Here is a 15,638-nt window from a genome sequence, read left to right as displayed (position 1 = left end):
AAATATAAGATGTTGATAGCAACTTGCACCCACATCTATAATTTGACCATACCGTTAGATGCTGTATTAAGGTTTAAAAATCAGTAAGTTCTGATCTTCCCTTAACAATCCTAATATTATATTGCTGCGCTATTTTCTACTACTTAAGTTAGGAGATCAATTTGATCATGCATTTCGCTACGAATTAGAACAATTTAATGAATAAGCTCAACAAATTACCCAAATCTTCTCCTATTTAGACTTCATATGTTGAGCAAAGTTCCGATTTGCCTGAATGTCTTTATAGAAATATAAAAAGAGTCCAGACAAGATAATGAAAGCACCTACAAAAACCATAATTGAAAGTTGTTCATGGTTTAAAGCAGCTCCAATGATCATCGCTAACATAGGGGTAATAACTGTCGTTAAAGATAAAGTCGTTGCCTGAATATTTTGTATAAGTTTGAAATAACAAAACATGGCGACTAATGAAGCCATCAGTACCGTATAAATTAGGGCAAATAAAGATTTAGCTTCTGGCAAATGTGTTGGTGCATATTGCCAAATAAATGGAATAAAACAACTAGCAAAAATAGAAGACACTAAAATAGAGCCTGTTGCCTGAGCCATCGGCTGGATCTGTGCATTAACTTTCTTGACCCAGAAAATTGAAAAAGAATAAACAAACACACTGATTAGCATAAGTACAATACCAAACGGATGTACATGCTGATTCGCACCGCTCAGACAAATAATAGCTAACCCACAGACCGCAATTGCCATACCCAACCATTGCAGCTTATAAAGTTGTTGGCCAAAAGCAAACCGACCAATAAGCCCCGCCATAATCGGCGCTAAACCAAACATAAGTGCGATCATGCCTGAACTTAAATATTGGGTCGCGGCATAGGTGAAAATTTGAGAACCAATTAAGCTAAAAGATCCGGCAATGTAGCTATGAACTGCTTGTCGATGCGTCGGGAAAGGTGTTCTTAAAATTAGCAATATGATGACAGCCAAAGGCAATGCAATAAAAAAGCGTAATAACAATGCCCACATCAGATGCAGATCAGACACACTCCAGACAATTGCCAAAGGAGTGGTTGCCCAGATAAACACTAACAAGGCATAGGTTAGAGCCAAATTGGTTTGCGATGGCATGCGATGCTCACTTAGCTGTTTTACGTTTTTGCTTTAAAATCGTTTGATCTAATGAACTTGAAAATTCACGTTTATCTCGCTCGGAAATAGGAGGCGGTCCACCAGTTTGCACACCTGCACCACGAAGCGTATCCATAAAATCACGCAGATGTAAACGTGCTTTAACATTCGCAGTTGTATAGACTTCACCACGCGGATGGATAGCAACGCCTCCTTTCTCAATCACTTGAGCTGCCAGAGGAATATCCTGCGTAATGACAATGTCATTTTCAACCATACGATCAACTATTTCTTTATCTGCCTGATCGGCACCACTTAAAACCTGTATTGATTTAATTCGTACTGAAGGGGTGATACCAACATTCTGATTAGCAACAAAAATGACTTCTAATTGATAACGATCTGATGCACGTAAAATCACTTCACGTAAAATTTTCGGTAAGGCGTCTGCATCTACCCATAGCTTAAATGGCAGCACGTTATTCTCTATTTCCACTAAAAATCTAAGTCTAACAGATGCTTTTCGAAGGTGAGTAAAAATAACGATTAAACTGATTTTTAATTTCAACATTTAAATTTTTTATAAATTAAACTTACTTTTAACTTATAAATAGAAACGCCGCTTCTCTTTAAATGACTAAATACGCGCTTTTACAAGAGAATTTACATATGGTGACTTGAAAAATAGCAAACACCCTCGATTTAATATAACAAGTAATGTGAACCCAACAGCATCGTGCTTATGAAAAATCAAAACAGTCCAGAAGTTATTAAAGTAAATGACCAAAATTTTGGTAGTCATGGAGAACATTGGAATCTATTGACGTCCCATCCCGAAACAGATGTACCAAAATGGTTAGGACTAGCACTTGATGCACCTGTAATGCCAATGGGTTTGTGTGAACATGAAGAAGACATGGACCAATCTTTTTGGCTCATTCAAGGTCCACAAGACCAAAAAGTTACCATCAATCAAATTATTGCTGTTGAAAACCAAAAACCTCGTGCGCTTAAAACAGCCTTCCCAAGTTTTGAAAGTCCATACCAATATAATGCGAAAATTGAACGCATCATTACTTGTGACTCTGCTACACAAGCCGTGTTAAGTTTAAGACTAAATAAAAATACAACTGTTTATGCATTTGATAATTTATTTAGTGTTAACTACTGTCAATATGACAAAAATCAAAACTATCAAGTCCAATTTAATGCATGGGCTTATGAATTAGAACCTGTTCCAGCAGGTGAAAAAATCATTGTTGATGACCCAGCTTCTATTAAACATCACCGTGCATTAAATGCAATTTTAACTGAACATAATGGTGTTGCTCCTGAAAACTTACAGGAACTCATTAATGAATGGCAGCCAAAAAGTCCAGAAGATCAAGAACCTGTAACCGTTGATTTTTCTAAAATGGTCGCTTATTTATATGGCGAAAATCTTGGTCAAGAAGATGAAGCCTGGTTCCAAGGTAATATTGTTGGCAAAACCTCTATGACATTTATGGGGGCAGAATATACCCTTTATGATGTTACTTTGGTTTTAGAAGATGATCTTCCTGCCATATTAGTGCGCATTGCAACCAAAAACGATTTGTATAAAAACTTTAATATTGGCGAATATATTCGCGGTAATATCTGGATTCAGGCGACTATTTGTGCTAAAAAGGGTGAAACTAATTGAATTTCACTAATATTTTAATAATTAGGTTATTGAATGAAGATTATACCCGAACAAACTACCAGCCTCATTCAATCCAGTAGCCTGCGCGTAAAGGTCGATACTGGTGCGTTTTGCTTTTTTGTCTTGGGTATGTTCTTAGCTGCCATATTCATGCACCAGTTTGGTTTAGTGCCTTTTTAATTTATAACTTATTCAATAAATAAAGCCCTCATTTGAGGGCTTTATTTATTTGATTTGCTTAACCATTGCGCTTTGCAAAATCATCCATAAATTTGATTAAAGCCTGTACGCCTTCTAATGGTACGGCATTATAAATACTTGCACGCATACCACCTACAGAACGGTGTCCAGCTAAATTCAACAAGTGATTAGCTTCCGCTTCTTTTAAGAATTGCTTTTCCAAAGCTTCATCTGCCAAGGTAAACGGTACATTCATAATTGAACGGTTTGGAATTGCGATCGGGTTATTGTAGAAATCGCTTGAGTCGATATAACCATATAACAACTGAGCTTTTTCAAGGTTCACTTTATGGATCGCCTCTACCCCACCCTGCTCTAGCAACCACTCAAATACCAAACCAGACAAGTACCAAGCGTAAGTCGATGGCGTATTTACCATAGAACCATTTTTGGCTTGGTCACCATATTTTAAAATACTTGGAATTTCTGGTTTAGCTTGATCAAGTAAGTCATCACGAATAATGACAATTGTTAAACCAGCAGGACCAATATTTTTTTGTGCGCCAGCATAGATTAAACCAAACTTGGTCACATCTAATGGAGCAGATAAAATACTTGATGAATAGTCACAAACAAGTGGAGCCTTTACATCAGGAATTCCTGCGAACTGTAAGCCACCAATCGTTTCATTATCCGCATAATGTACATATGCTGCATCGTCAGATAAATTCCATTCACTTTGTTCAGAAATTGCGAACTTGCCATCTACTTTAATGCCAGCTTGTACAACATTAATATCGCCATAACGTTTTGCTTCTTTTAACGCTTTTTCAGACCAGATGCCGGTGTGAATATAATCGGCTTTACTGTTCTTACCTAAAAGGTTTAAAGGAATCGCAGAAAATTGTAATGACGCACCGCCTTGTAAAAATAGTACTTTATAATTTTCTGGAATATTCATTAACTTGCGTAAATCTGCTTCAGCTTTTTCAGCCACAGCAACATAGTCAGCACTACGGTGACTCATTTCCATGATGGATAGACCTTTACCTTGCCAATCCAACAATTCTTGTTGAGCTTTTTCTAAAACGGCAGTAGGTAATGCAGCAGGACCAGCACAGAAATTGTACGCGCGCATGATTTTTCCCTTGTATAAAGTCAAACACAATAAAAATGGCATTTAACCACAGATTGCTTAAGCTTGCAGCAGCTTCTCAAGTAAATATTTCAATGCTGGACTGTATTTAGCTTTATTTTTTCAATTATTGTTGTCGTTATTTCTTTAGTTTTAATGACCAGCTTCCTCATTTAAAAAATTTTTTAAGCAAAAAGATCAACTTGACTTGTGATTATCATTTCACATACCTTGATAGCTATTACAAAAATATTGGCTTAGTAAATTCAATAATTAAAGGAGCTAAAAACCACCATGTTTTTATACAAATGTATAATAAACAAGATGATAATTGAATTTAATAACAAGAAATTTAAACTATAAGGGATGCCAAAAATTGTTATTTAAAATGCCAACACATCGATATAGACAGTCTATTTTTCCCTTTTCATTTAAACCCAAACATCTTGCTTTGGCTTTAGGCTTTTTTTTCACTAATCACTTATACGCCGAAAGCTTAAGTTATGCTGAAGCAGAACAACAAGCTTTGAAAAGTTCATATAGCACTCAGGCCAACCAGGCATTACAGCAAGCATCTCAATTAGAAGCTGAAGCAGTAAAAGGCCTCGGATTACCTAGAGTTGATTTAAATGTCAGAGCCTACGCTTTTCATAGTGAAACAGATGTTCCCCTTGGTTCTTTTAAACAAAAACTTGAGAATGATTTAAGCCAAGGGCTAAATGATAAACTTTCTCAGTGGAACAATGTCATTCCATCAGATGTGCTGGGTCAAGTTCAAGAAGGTGCAAACCAAACCATACATGATGGTATAAATCGCTTTCCTGATTACGCAAACCTGACTATCGAAGATCAGGTGGTACGCCCTTCTATTTCAGTCGTAATGCCACTCTATACAGGCGGCTTAACCAGCAGTGCTAAAAAAATAGCAAATATACAAGCACAGCGCTCTGAACTTTCAAGCCAACAACAACAAGATATACAGCGATTTGAAGTAGTACAAAGTTACTTTAATGTGCAGTTACAGCAGCAGCTGGTTGCAAGTAGCTTATTTAACTTTAATGCAATGCAAAAACATTACAGCAATGCCCTAAAGCTCGAACAACAAGGATTTATTAGTAAAGGGCAACGCATGCAGTTTGAAGTCGCTCGTAATAATGCAGAACGTACTTTACAAAATGCTCAAGCTAACTTAAACGCCAGCCGCTTTAGCCTTAATAATCTTTTACATCAACAAAATAATGTCGATTTAAGTACACCATTATTTGTAAACAACACTCCCAGCCAGTCTCTAGAATCACTTTTAACCAGTTATTCACAAAAGTCTAGCCTTGTACAAAAAATGCAGATGGATACTCAACTGGCTAACGTCAATATTCAAGCTCAACAAGCAGCAAAAAAACCAAGTCTATTTGCATTTGGTGAATATGCTCTTGATGAAAATGAAAACTGGATTGTCGGTGTAATGGCAAAATACAACCTATTTTCTGGGGTAGATAAAAATAAGAATATTCATGCCGCTGAATTAAAGCGCTACGCTTCTGAACTCATGACTGAACGAACTAAACAAGAGATTGAAGCACTTTTGAATAAATCATATAACGAGCTCAACTCTGCTCAACAAAGTCATCAGCTTTTACAAAGAAACGTAAATGCCGCTCAAGAAAACCTACGTATTCAAGAACTTTCTTTCCGGGAAGGAATGGGTACAGCAACCCAAGTGATTGATGCGCAAAATGCATTAAGTGCGTTAAAAACTGAAATGGCTTTAAATGCTTATAAATATGTCATGTCACTCGCGACTTTATTGCAAAGTCACGGCTCAATTGACCAGTTTAAAGCTTATGTCAATCAACCACATACCGACTATATTCGTTAATGGGAGTATAAAATGAATCAAGACTCAGCTCATTCAGAACAAGATTCTCCTGTTGCGGATACGGCAGAAACCACCCAAGTTCAAAAAGATGATCAAGTTAGTGACCATCAAGAATCAAACACAAATAAAGATGATTCAAAACCACCTAAAAACTCTAAAATTAAACTGATTATTGGTGTAATTATTATTGCCCTATTAGGTTTAATTATTTTTGGTTTGTGGAAAAGCTATCAGCCGAAACCTATTGAACTTCAAGGCCGAGTTGAAGCTGAAACTATTCACGTAAGTACAAAAGTTCCAAGTCGTATTGAAGAAATTTATGTACAAGAAGGCCAGAAAATTTCCAAAGGCCAGCCCCTTGTTCGTTTGGTTAGCCCTGAAATAGAAGCTAAAAAGCAACAAGCTTTGGCTACCTTACAATCGGCTTTAGCATTTCAATCTACGATAGATCGAGGTTCTCAACAAGAAAATATCGATACTCTTTATGCCAACTGGCAAAGTACGAAAGCACAAGCAAACCTTGCCAAAACTACTTACCAACGTGGTGAGAATTTATATAGACAAGGCGTCATTTCACGTCAAAGAAGAGATGAAATGCTTGCTGCACAAACTTCTGCTCAAGAATTAAGTGAAGCCTCTTATCAGCAATATGCCCGTGCAAAACGTGGCAGTACCAGCCAACAAAAATCTACAGCAGATGCACAGGTTGAAATTGCAAAAGCTGCAGTAGCTGAAGCAAAAGCTTTAGAGGAAGAGACACGTTTACTCTCACCTATTTCAGGCACAGTTTCAAAAACTTATGGTAAACCTTCTGAATTAGTCGCTATGGGCGTGCCTGTTGTCAGCATTTTAGAAGATGATGATTTATGGGTAAGTTTAAACGTAGGTGAAAATCAATACGCCTCTGTTTATAAAAATAAAACTCTTGAAGGATTCATTCCAGCTCTTAATCAGAATGTGAATTTTAAAATCAAGAATATTGATGCTGAAGGTGAATTTGCCACCATTAAAACGACTCGCCAAACTGGAGGCTATGATATTCGTAGCTTCAAATTACATCTGGTACCTGAAAATCCTGTCAAAGACTTAAAGGTTGGTATGAGTGTTCTATTTAAAATTAAAGAAGAAAAATAAAGCATGTTTGCCAGTATATTACGGGAACTAAACTATCTAAAAAGCAATAAATGGGATTTGTGTATGGTGACACTTATCCCTGCTTTTATCATTTTCATGTTTAGCAGCATGTTTTACGCAGGTAAAGCTGAACACTTACCAATTGCAATTATTGATCAGGACCAAAGTGAACTCAGCCGTAATATTGAAAAGTATCTTTCGTTGAATCATACAGTAGACATTAAAACAATTACGGCAAGTTCTGCTGAGGCTGAACAACTACTCAATGAAACCAAAATATGGGGGTATGTTTTTATTCCAGACGGTGCTGAAAAGCGCTTCGTTAAAGCACAAGATGCTCAAATCAGCATTGCATTTAATCAGTCTTTTTTTAGTGTCGGAAACACCATTTCTTCAGCAATGCTAGTCAGTACCCTCAATGCTTTAGCAGACTATGCTGGTCAAAGTTATCTTGTAAATAGTATTCCCTATCTAGATGTTCCTACGGCTCATGTAAAAATCTCAACGCTTTATAATCCAAGTATGAGCTATGAATTTTACTTAGAACCTTTCATGGTTCCTGCTGTATTGCACTTATTGTTATGTTGCTGTGTTGCCTTTGCTATTGGACAAGAACTTAAACGTGGCACATTAACAGCATGGGTAAACCGAGAAAGTTTTATTCAAGGCTTATTGGCCAAAAATCTGCTTTATAGCCTTATATTTTGTGCATGGACATGGGTATGGATGTTTTGGCTAGTCGAAATCCGTGGCTGGTTCGTAGCAGGTTCTCTTAGTTTATTGTTATGTGCACAGTTTTTACTTTATTTTGCCTATGCTTTGATTAGTAGCACCGTCATTCTTGCAACCAAAAATTTAAGTAAGACTTTTGGCTTTATCGCAGTATATGGCGGCTCTTCTTTAAGTTTCGCAGGCGTTACGTTACCTTTAAATAATGCCCCTATTTTCACCAAGTTTTGGTCACTCATTATTCCTTATACTCCTTATGCAAAGCTTCAAACCGAACAATGGGTGATCGGCAGTCCAGTTTTCATTTCAATGATTCCTTTTTTAATACTCATCGGTTATTGCCTGATTTACTTCTTTTTAAGTTGTCTATTGCTTAAAAAATTAGTTCGAGGGGCAACGCAATGAAAGAATTCTTTAAGGCTTATGGGCAAACATTTAAAGACATTGTAAGTAATAGCTCAGTTTTCACAACGCTAATTTTATCGGTCATTCTTTATAGCTTTTTTTATCCTACCGCCTATAAAGCTGAGCGTGCAGAATCTATTCCAATCGTGATTGTCGATGAAGAGCAAAGCCTCTTAACTTCTCAATTGATTGGCCAAAGTGCAAATAGCCCCCATGTTCATATCGTTACCGTTACCAGCAATTTTTTACAAGCTGAACAAATGGTACGTGAGCAAAAAGCTGATGGTATTTTACTTTTACCAAATAACTTAACCCAAAGCCTACGCCGCGGAGAAACAGGTGGAATCGGCTTATACTTAAGCACAACCAACTTTTTAAAAACTAAAGAAATTGGTTTAGGTCTGGCAACCTCGATAGAAGCTACATTAAAAGAATATATTGAAAAATTTGGACAACGCACACACTTCCAGCCAACGCTTTCTATTCATCAAGTGCCGTTATTTAATCCCCTTTCAGGATATGGAAGTTATATTTTTCCGGCTGTTGCATCTTTAATTATTCATCAAACGATTGTGCTAGGTTTGGCAATGTTAATAGCTAGCTATCGGGAGCAACATGAAAAAATTACAGCTGTTCGTTTTGCTGGAATCTTCGCAAGTATATTTACCATTGGCTGTTTAGGATGTTTTTATCTTTTCGGTTTTACCTTGTGGTTCAATGACTACCCACACGGTGGAAACTTCACTGGTTTACTAGTTGCTGTTCCTATTTTTATTAGTTGTGTGATTGGATTAGGTATGTTGATCGGATCACTTTTGGATATGCCAGAACGTGCCGGACATATTATTGTGTTTAGCTCTGTACCTTTATTCTTACTAACTGGAGCTGCTTGGCCTCATCAAGCAATGCCTGAATGGCTACAATGGTTTGCGTGGTGTTTACCCTCAACACATGCGGTACAAATGTTTGTGCAACTTAATCAGATGGGTGTTCCATTAGCCACGGTTGTACCAAAACTGATTTTTCTTGGAACCCTTGGATTAATATTGGTGGTTTTATCTTATTATCGGCTTGTTAAAAAATCTTCTTCATAAAATAAAAAAGGAAGCTTATGCTTCCTTTTTTATTTAAGTTTTACTTAGTCTTCAGAAGCATCTTCATTATTTGATACAGCTTCTTCGCTATCAGTTTCAGTAGTATCTACTTCGCCTTCGAGAAACTCTTCTTCATCTTCGACAGCCTCAATAGAAACAACGCCTACTAGAGTTTCTTCTTCGCTTAAGCGAATTAGACGTACACCTTGTGCATTACGACCAGTCATTGCAACTTCTGCTGCACGGGTACGAACTAATGTACCGCCATCAGAAATAAGTAACAATTCTTTGGTTTCGTCAATAGACACTGCACCAACAAGCTCACCGTTACGTTCGCTTGTCTTAATCGCAATTACACCCTTACCACCACGTTTCTTGGTCGGGAAGTCATTTACTGGAGTACGCTTACCATAACCGTTGGCACTTGCACACAGTACTTCACCTGTTTCAGGTACAACTACAAGCGATACGATACGGCTTACTAAATTTGAATCTGCTGAATCGTCATTGTCATCTGATTCATCATTTTCAACATCTGCATCTTCTTCACTTAAAGTACTGCTTGCAAAGCTCACGCGCATACCACGAACACCTTTCGCAGTACGACCCATTGCGCGTACATCAGTCTCAGCAAAACGGATTGCCTTACCTTCGTTCGAGAACAACATGATTTGCTGATTACCATCAGTAATCGCAACACCAATTAAGGTATCTTCTTCATTGAGTTCGATTGCGCGTAAACCATTTGAACGGATGTTAGCGAATTGCTCTAAATCAACACGTTTAACCGTACCTGATGCTGTCGCCATAAATACGTAATGGTTTTCTGGAAACTCAGTCAAAGGCAAGATAGCTGTTACTGTTTCATTCGCATCTAAAGGTAACAAGTTCACAATCGGACGGCCTTTGGCACCACGTGATGCTTGAGGCACTTCAAACACACGAAGACGATATACTTTACCTACGTTGGTAAAACACAGCACAGTCGCATGGTTTGAAGCTACAATGAGATGTTGAATAAAATCATCATCTTTCATTGAAGTTGCCGACTTACCACGACCACCACGGCGCTGAGCCTGATAGTCTGAAAGTGGTTGAGTTTTTGCATAACCTGTTTGTGAAACCGTTAATACAACTTGCTCTTCAGGAATTAAATCCTCACGACTAAAATCAATACGTGATTCAATAATTTCAGTGCGACGCCCATCACCATACTGTTGTAGTACCAGTGCCAACTCTTCGCGAATTACAGCCATCAATAAGTTGAAATCATTCAAAATCGCAGTAAGTTCAGCGATTTGACCTAAAATTTCAGTATATTCTGCATGTAATTTGTCTTGTTCAAGACCTGTTAAACGATGTAAGCGTAATTCTAAAATTGCGCCTACTTGTGTTGGTGATAAACGATAAATCGATTCAGTTAAACCAAATGGACGATTTGGATCTTCACCTTCGATTTCATCTGGACGAACAGAAATTGCACCAGCTTTTTCAAGCAATGAAACGACACCACCACCTGCCCACTCACCTGCAAGTAAACGCTCACGCGCTTCAGCAGGGTTAGCAGAAGTTTTAATCGTCTCGATAATTTCATCGATATTGGCTAAAGCAACGGTTAAGCCTTCTAAGATATGACCACGTTCACGTGCTTTACGCAGTTCGAACATGGTACGGCGTGTCACAACTTCTTGGCGGTGACGGATAAATGCCGCAATAATATCTTTCAGATTCATCAATTTTGGTTGTCCGTTATCAAGACAAACCATGTTGATGCTGAATGAGTTTTCAAGTTGAGTATTTAAGAATAAGTTATTTACAACGACTTCAGCGTTTTCACCACGCTTTAAGTCAATTGCAATACGCATACCTTCTTTGTCAGACTCATCACGAAGTTCTGAAATACCTTCAAGTTTTTTCTCTTTCACTAACTCGGCAATACGTTCAATAACTCTTGCTTTGTTTACTTGATATGGAATTTCAGTAAAGACAATCGTTGTACGGCCTGTCTTTTCATCTTCTTCGAAATGGTACTTACCACGAATATGTAAGCGGCCTTTACCTGTACGGTAGGCATCAACAATACCTGATTTACCGTAAATAATACCGCCTGTAGGAAAGTCAGGACCAGTAATATATTCCATCAATCCTTCAATCGAGATATTCGGATTGTCAGCATAGGCTAAGCACGCATTCACAACTTCTGTCATGTTATGCGGTGCCATGTTGGTTGCCATACCTACGGCAATACCAGCAGCACCATTAATTAACAAGTTAGGAACACGTGTCGGAAGTACTTCAGGAATACGCTCAGATCCGTCGTAGTTATCTTCCCAGTCAACCGTGTCTTTTTCTAGATCTGCAAGAAGCTCGTGTGCAAGCTTGGTCATACGGACTTCGGTATAACGCATTGCAGCTGCGCTATCACCATCAATCGAACCGAAGTTACCCTGACCATCTACCAATAAATAACGTAAGCTAAAGTCCTGAGCCATACGTACAATGGTTTCATAAACAGCTGAGTCACCGTGAGGGTGATATTTACCGATTACGTCCCCAACAACACGCGCAGATTTCTTGTAGGCTTTGTTATAGTCATTGCCCAATTCGTGCATGGCATAAAGCACACGACGGTGAACAGGTTTAAGACCGTCTCTCACATCCGGCAATGCACGAGATACGATTACACTCATCGCGTAATCTAAATATGAATGCTTGAGTTCGTCCTCAATGGCAATCGGTCGGATTTCCGATACGCTCATGCATACTCCTTCTTACAGATAGAAATTTCCATCTGCTTATATGTCTTGATCTTGCAAAAAATTTAGTTCCGGAAACTGAACTAAAATCGAAAAAAATATAGCTGTATACTATAGCATAAAAGCACTATGTAATGTGCGGAATCTACACCGCCAATCTGGTGATATTTGTATAATTTAATTGCATATTATTCTTATCATATCGCTATAACGAGCATCTTCTCATCTTCGTAAAACTATGTGATTTTTATTCTATAAAAATCAAACCTCAAATGAGATAAAAGTCTCAGTTATACATTTCAGGTCACTATCCATAATAAAAAACCCCTAGTAAAAACTAAGGGTTTTTTAGCTTTAATCAGTAAAGATTAAAGTTTAGATACCAATTCTGGTACTACAGTGTTCAAATCACCAACTAACCAGTAGTCAGCAACACTGTTGATTGGCGCTTCTTCGTCTTTGTTGATTGCAACAATAACTTTAGAATCTTTCATACCAGCTAAATGCTGGATCGCACCAGAAATACCTACAGCAACATAAAGCTCAGGCGCAACGATTTTACCAGTTTGACCAACTTGGAAATCGTTAGGTACAAAGCCCGCATCAACTGCTGCACGTGAAGCACCTTGTGCTGCACCAAGCTTGTCAGCTAATGGATCAAGTACTTTATGGTAGTTCTCACCAGAACCTACACCACGACCACCAGAAACTACGATGCGAGCCGCAGTTAATTCTGGACGATCAAGCTTAACGATTTCTTCAGATACGAAGTGAGAAATACCCGCATCTTTTACTTCGCCAACTGTTTCAACAGCAGCTGAACCGCCTTCCGCAGCAACTGGATCAAATGCTGTACCACGAACGGTACCAACAATGATTGCTTCGTCAGATTGAACAGTTGCAATCGCGTTACCAGCGTAGATAGGACGCTTGAATGTGTTCGCAGATTCAACAGAAATGATATCTGTGATCATGCTTACATCAAGAAGAGCAGCAACACGTGGAAGAATGTTCTTACCAGTCGTTGTAGAAGCAGCTAAAACGTATTTGTAACCTTTAGCCAAGTCAGCAACTAAGCCAGCTACGTTTTCAGCTAATTGGTTTGCATAAGCAGCGTTGTCAGCAAGTAAAACTTTGCTTACACCAGCAACTTTAGCAGCAGCATCAGCAACTGCTTGAGCACCAGAACCAGCAACTAATACAGTAATATCACCACCGATTTTTTGTGCTGCAGCAACAACGTTTAAAGTAGCACCGTTAAGTACTTGGTTGTTGTGGTCAGCGATAACTAAAATACTCATGATTTTATCCTTCCGTATTAGATCACTTTCGCTTCATTTTTCAATTTTTCAACAAGCTCATCTACAGATTTCACTTGTACGCCAGCTTTACGTTCTGCTGGAGCTTCAACTTTAACAGTTTTAAGCTTAGTACCAGCTGTAACGCCATAATCAGCAGGAGATTTAGTATCAAGTGGCTTCTTACGAGCTTTCATGATGTTAGGCAATGCAGCATAACGTGGCTCGTTCAAACGCAAGTCAGTCGTGATGATTGCAGGAAGTGTAAGCTCAACAGTTTGTAAACCACCGTCAACTTCACGAGTCACTTGTACTTTACCGCCATCAACTTTCACTTCAGAAGCGAATGTACCTTGACCAGCACCTAATAATGCACCAAGCATTTGACCTACTTGGTTAGAGTCATCATCAATTGCTTGTTTACCAAGAAGGATAAGTTCTGGTTTTTCAGCTTCAACAACACCTTTTAAAATTTTAGCAACTTCTAAAGCGCCAATTTCATCAGTAGTTTCAACCAAAATACCACGGTCTGCGCCTAGAGCCATTGCAGAACGGATTTGTTCTTGAGCTTCTTTAGGACCTACAGAAACAACAACGATTTCTGATACTGTTCCTTTTTCTTTTAAGCGAACCGCTTCTTCCACTGCGATTTCACAAAATGGGTTAATTGACATTTTTACGTTGGTAAGGTCAACCCCACTATTGTCCGGCTTAACACGAACTTTAACGTTGGCATCAACCACGCGTTTTACAGCAACAAGAGCCTTCATGTAATCCTCGGCTGTTCTAGCAAAAGTAAATGTTGAGAAAAGTATATTAACTCTTCAATTAAAATTTTTTAGGTACCCTATCTTGCAATGTGTTTGGCATTTCGGTCAAGTCACAATTTCCGCTACTGCTATAAAAAAGATGAAATGCTCAGTTCATAAAAAATTTTTAAACTGCTATGAGGATCTATTTTATTCTTTTTACACTCTATTTTATATATTGATTTTTATTATCTTTTTATCTTATTTAGCATATTAGCTAGAAACATAAGATTACTTTTTAAAGCCTTCAATTCAAGGTTTTTTAGACCCAGTCGTCCACAAAATACTCAAAGATCAAAATTGTCAATTGGGTAGTTTCCCTTATTTCTCTTAAACAAATTTGTAAAAAAATACAAATGATCTCTACATTCACCTAAAACATCTCAATTTAATTATCTTTGATTGAGTCTATTTTTTAACTTTTAGCTTTTATGTGCCCTTGGATGAGCTTGATCATACACTTGAGCCAAATGATCGAAATCAATATGGGTATAAATTTGTGTTGTAGATAAATTACTATGGCCTAGCATTTCTTGTACTGAACGCAAGTCACCGCTACTCGATAGCATATGGCTAGCAAAACAATGTCTGAGTAAATGTGGGTGTAAATCAACATTTACACCTGCTCTTTGTGCCTGAAGCTTCACTCGTTTTTCAATTTGCCTTGGAGTAAGCGCCCCTCCTCGTAAGGAAATAAAGACAGAATCATTTTGATCAAAATGTCCTTTCCAAATTGTATAAACTTTCAACCAGTTCAATAGACTTTCTTTTGCTTTTTTCCCAAATGGTACTATACGTGTTTTATTTCCTTTACCTGTAATACGAACAAGTTGGCGATTAAAATCTACATCTTTAACAGTTAATCCCTGCAATTCAGCCAGACGTAAACCACTTGAGTAAAGTAACTCGAGCATCGCTTTGTCTCTTAACCAAAGCTGCTGATCAATTGGTTTTTCAGGCATAGGTTGATCTAAAATTTGATTAACTGTTTCTATGTCGATCATGCCTGGTAAAGGTCTAGGTTGGCGTTTTAACTTAAAATCGTCAGTAGGATTAATTTCTAGATATTTGCCTTGTTCAGCCCACTTCATAAACTGGCGAATTGAGGTGAGATGGCGTTGCATACTACTTGAACTTAACTGGTCCTGTTCGACACGCTGCGCTAAGTACTCTCTTAAATCTGAAGCTTCAATATTTCTCAAATCTAGTTGTTTGTGCTCGCAGAACTCAAGAAAGCTTTTAACATCTCTTTCATAAGCCGTAATTGTATGCTCAGATTGATTCTGTATTTTTCTTTCTTTTAACCACATTGAGAGCAGTTGTAATGCAAAATCCAAATTGCTCTCCATTTATTTGCTCATTTTTTTGAGTGTACCAAAAACTATGTGATCATGAAAA

12 protein-coding genes and 1 pseudogene are annotated in these 15,638 nt (G+C 37.9%); 6 read left to right on the top strand and 7 right to left on the bottom strand.

Going from position 1 to position 15,638, the window contains the following annotated elements:
* Positions 1-121 precede the first annotated feature (121 nt).
* Positions 122-202 (top strand): annotated as a pseudogene (locus KTJ10_RS04330) (PilZ domain-containing protein); the annotation flags it as partial.
* 29 nt (positions 203-231) lie between these two features.
* Here the strand turns inward: KTJ10_RS04330 and KTJ10_RS04325 are convergent.
* Both KTJ10_RS04325 and KTJ10_RS04320 read right to left on the bottom strand, forming a co-directional pair.
* Positions 232-1,140 (bottom strand): DMT family transporter, encoded by a 909-nt coding sequence (locus KTJ10_RS04325; RefSeq protein ID WP_005067734.1) that lies wholly within the window; start codon positions 1,138-1,140, stop codon positions 232-234.
* 7 nt (positions 1,141-1,147) lie between these two features.
* The gene (locus KTJ10_RS04320) at positions 1,148-1,636 is read right to left on the bottom strand and encodes a YaiI/YqxD family protein (RefSeq protein ID WP_078210287.1); all 489 of its coding nucleotides are present in this window, start codon (positions 1,634-1,636) and stop codon (positions 1,148-1,150) included.
* Positions 1,637-1,882: 246 nt separating this feature from the next.
* On the opposite strand from KTJ10_RS04320, the gene KTJ10_RS04315 reads away from it, so the two are divergent.
* Complete coding sequence (locus KTJ10_RS04315; protein ID WP_068556679.1) at positions 1,883-2,824, top strand: hypothetical protein; 942 nt, start codon at positions 1,883-1,885, stop codon at positions 2,822-2,824.
* A 238-nt stretch (positions 2,825-3,062) separates the two neighbouring features.
* On the opposite strand, the gene serC is transcribed toward KTJ10_RS04315, so the two are convergent.
* Entirely contained in the window at positions 3,063-4,142 is a 1,080-nt protein-coding gene (serC, locus tag KTJ10_RS04310; RefSeq protein ID WP_262441444.1) for a 3-phosphoserine/phosphohydroxythreonine transaminase, read from the bottom strand.
* Positions 4,143-4,527: 385 nt separating this feature from the next.
* Here serC and KTJ10_RS04305 point away from each other — a divergent pair, with 385 nt between their 5' ends.
* Genes KTJ10_RS04305 through KTJ10_RS04290 form a run of 4 tightly spaced genes read left to right on the top strand, consistent with a single transcriptional unit; the run spans position 4,528 to position 9,377 of the window.
* Complete coding sequence (locus KTJ10_RS04305) at positions 4,528-6,015, top strand: TolC family protein (RefSeq protein ID WP_087400047.1); 1,488 nt, start codon at positions 4,528-4,530, stop codon at positions 6,013-6,015.
* 12 nt (positions 6,016-6,027) lie between these two features.
* The gene (locus KTJ10_RS04300; protein WP_032007062.1) at positions 6,028-7,149 is read left to right on the top strand and encodes an HlyD family secretion protein; all 1,122 of its coding nucleotides are present in this window, start codon (positions 6,028-6,030) and stop codon (positions 7,147-7,149) included.
* Between the two features lie 3 nt (positions 7,150-7,152).
* Positions 7,153-8,283 carry an ABC transporter permease gene (locus KTJ10_RS04295; RefSeq protein ID WP_180752373.1) on the top strand — a complete coding sequence of 377 codons (1,131 nt, stop codon included), beginning with the start codon at positions 7,153-7,155 and terminating at the stop codon, positions 8,281-8,283.
* Positions 8,280-9,377, top strand: a complete 1,098-nt coding sequence (locus KTJ10_RS04290; protein ID WP_262441443.1) for an ABC transporter permease — start codon at positions 8,280-8,282, stop codon at positions 9,375-9,377. The genes KTJ10_RS04295 and KTJ10_RS04290 overlap by 4 nt, the downstream gene beginning before the upstream one ends.
* Positions 9,378-9,421: 44 nt before the next feature.
* Here the strand turns inward: KTJ10_RS04290 and gyrA are convergent, their stop codons facing one another.
* From gyrA to xerA, 4 genes are all read right to left on the bottom strand, one after another.
* Positions 9,422-12,136, bottom strand: coding sequence for a DNA gyrase subunit A (gene gyrA / locus KTJ10_RS04285; RefSeq protein ID WP_032007057.1), 2,715 nt, complete (start codon positions 12,134-12,136; stop codon positions 9,422-9,424).
* A 365-nt stretch (positions 12,137-12,501) separates the two neighbouring features.
* Positions 12,502-13,434 carry an electron transfer flavoprotein subunit alpha/FixB family protein gene (locus tag KTJ10_RS04280; protein ID WP_002118921.1) on the bottom strand — a complete coding sequence of 311 codons (933 nt, stop codon included), beginning with the start codon at positions 13,432-13,434 and terminating at the stop codon, positions 12,502-12,504.
* Between the two features lie 17 nt (positions 13,435-13,451).
* Positions 13,452-14,201, bottom strand: a complete 750-nt coding sequence (locus tag KTJ10_RS04275; protein WP_002118903.1) for an electron transfer flavoprotein subunit beta/FixA family protein — start codon at positions 14,199-14,201, stop codon at positions 13,452-13,454.
* Between the two features lie 461 nt (positions 14,202-14,662).
* A complete protein-coding gene (xerA, locus tag KTJ10_RS04270) occupies positions 14,663-15,550 on the bottom strand; it encodes a site-specific tyrosine recombinase/integron integrase (RefSeq protein WP_199113258.1) in 888 nt (295 codons plus the stop codon).
* Positions 15,551-15,638 lie beyond the last annotated feature (88 nt).

This window comes from Acinetobacter sp. WU_MDCI_Abxc222, from assembly GCF_025514755.1.
GTDB classification, from domain to species: Bacteria; Pseudomonadota; Gammaproteobacteria; order Pseudomonadales; family Moraxellaceae; genus Acinetobacter; species Acinetobacter geminorum.
The sequence above is the reverse complement of the archived record's forward strand: the minus strand, read 5'-3'. Positions and strand labels throughout refer to the sequence as shown.

What these genes read in the sequence shown, in the direction of transcription:
- KTJ10_RS04275 (WP_002118903.1), bottom strand. Translation starts at nt 14,201, where the DNA reads ATGAAGGCTCTTGTTGCTGTAAAACGCGTGGTTGATGCCAACGTTAAA.
- KTJ10_RS04300 (WP_032007062.1), top strand. Translation starts at nt 6,028, where the DNA reads ATGAATCAAGACTCAGCTCATTCAGAACAAGATTCTCCTGTTGCGGAT.
- KTJ10_RS04290 (WP_262441443.1), top strand. Translation starts at nt 8,280, where the DNA reads ATGAAAGAATTCTTTAAGGCTTATGGGCAAACATTTAAAGACATTGTA.
- serC (WP_262441444.1), bottom strand. Translation starts at nt 4,142, where the DNA reads ATGCGCGCGTACAATTTCTGTGCTGGTCCTGCTGCATTACCTACTGCC.
- KTJ10_RS04295 (WP_180752373.1), top strand. Translation starts at nt 7,153, where the DNA reads ATGTTTGCCAGTATATTACGGGAACTAAACTATCTAAAAAGCAATAAA.
- KTJ10_RS04305 (WP_087400047.1), top strand. Translation starts at nt 4,528, where the DNA reads ATGCCAACACATCGATATAGACAGTCTATTTTTCCCTTTTCATTTAAA.
- KTJ10_RS04325 (WP_005067734.1), bottom strand. Translation starts at nt 1,140, where the DNA reads ATGCCATCGCAAACCAATTTGGCTCTAACCTATGCCTTGTTAGTGTTT.
- xerA (WP_199113258.1), bottom strand. Translation starts at nt 15,550, where the DNA reads ATGTGGTTAAAAGAAAGAAAAATACAGAATCAATCTGAGCATACAATT.
- KTJ10_RS04315 (WP_068556679.1), top strand. Translation starts at nt 1,883, where the DNA reads ATGAAAAATCAAAACAGTCCAGAAGTTATTAAAGTAAATGACCAAAAT.
- KTJ10_RS04280 (WP_002118921.1), bottom strand. Translation starts at nt 13,434, where the DNA reads ATGAGTATTTTAGTTATCGCTGACCACAACAACCAAGTACTTAACGGT.
- gyrA (WP_032007057.1), bottom strand. Translation starts at nt 12,136, where the DNA reads ATGAGCGTATCGGAAATCCGACCGATTGCCATTGAGGACGAACTCAAG.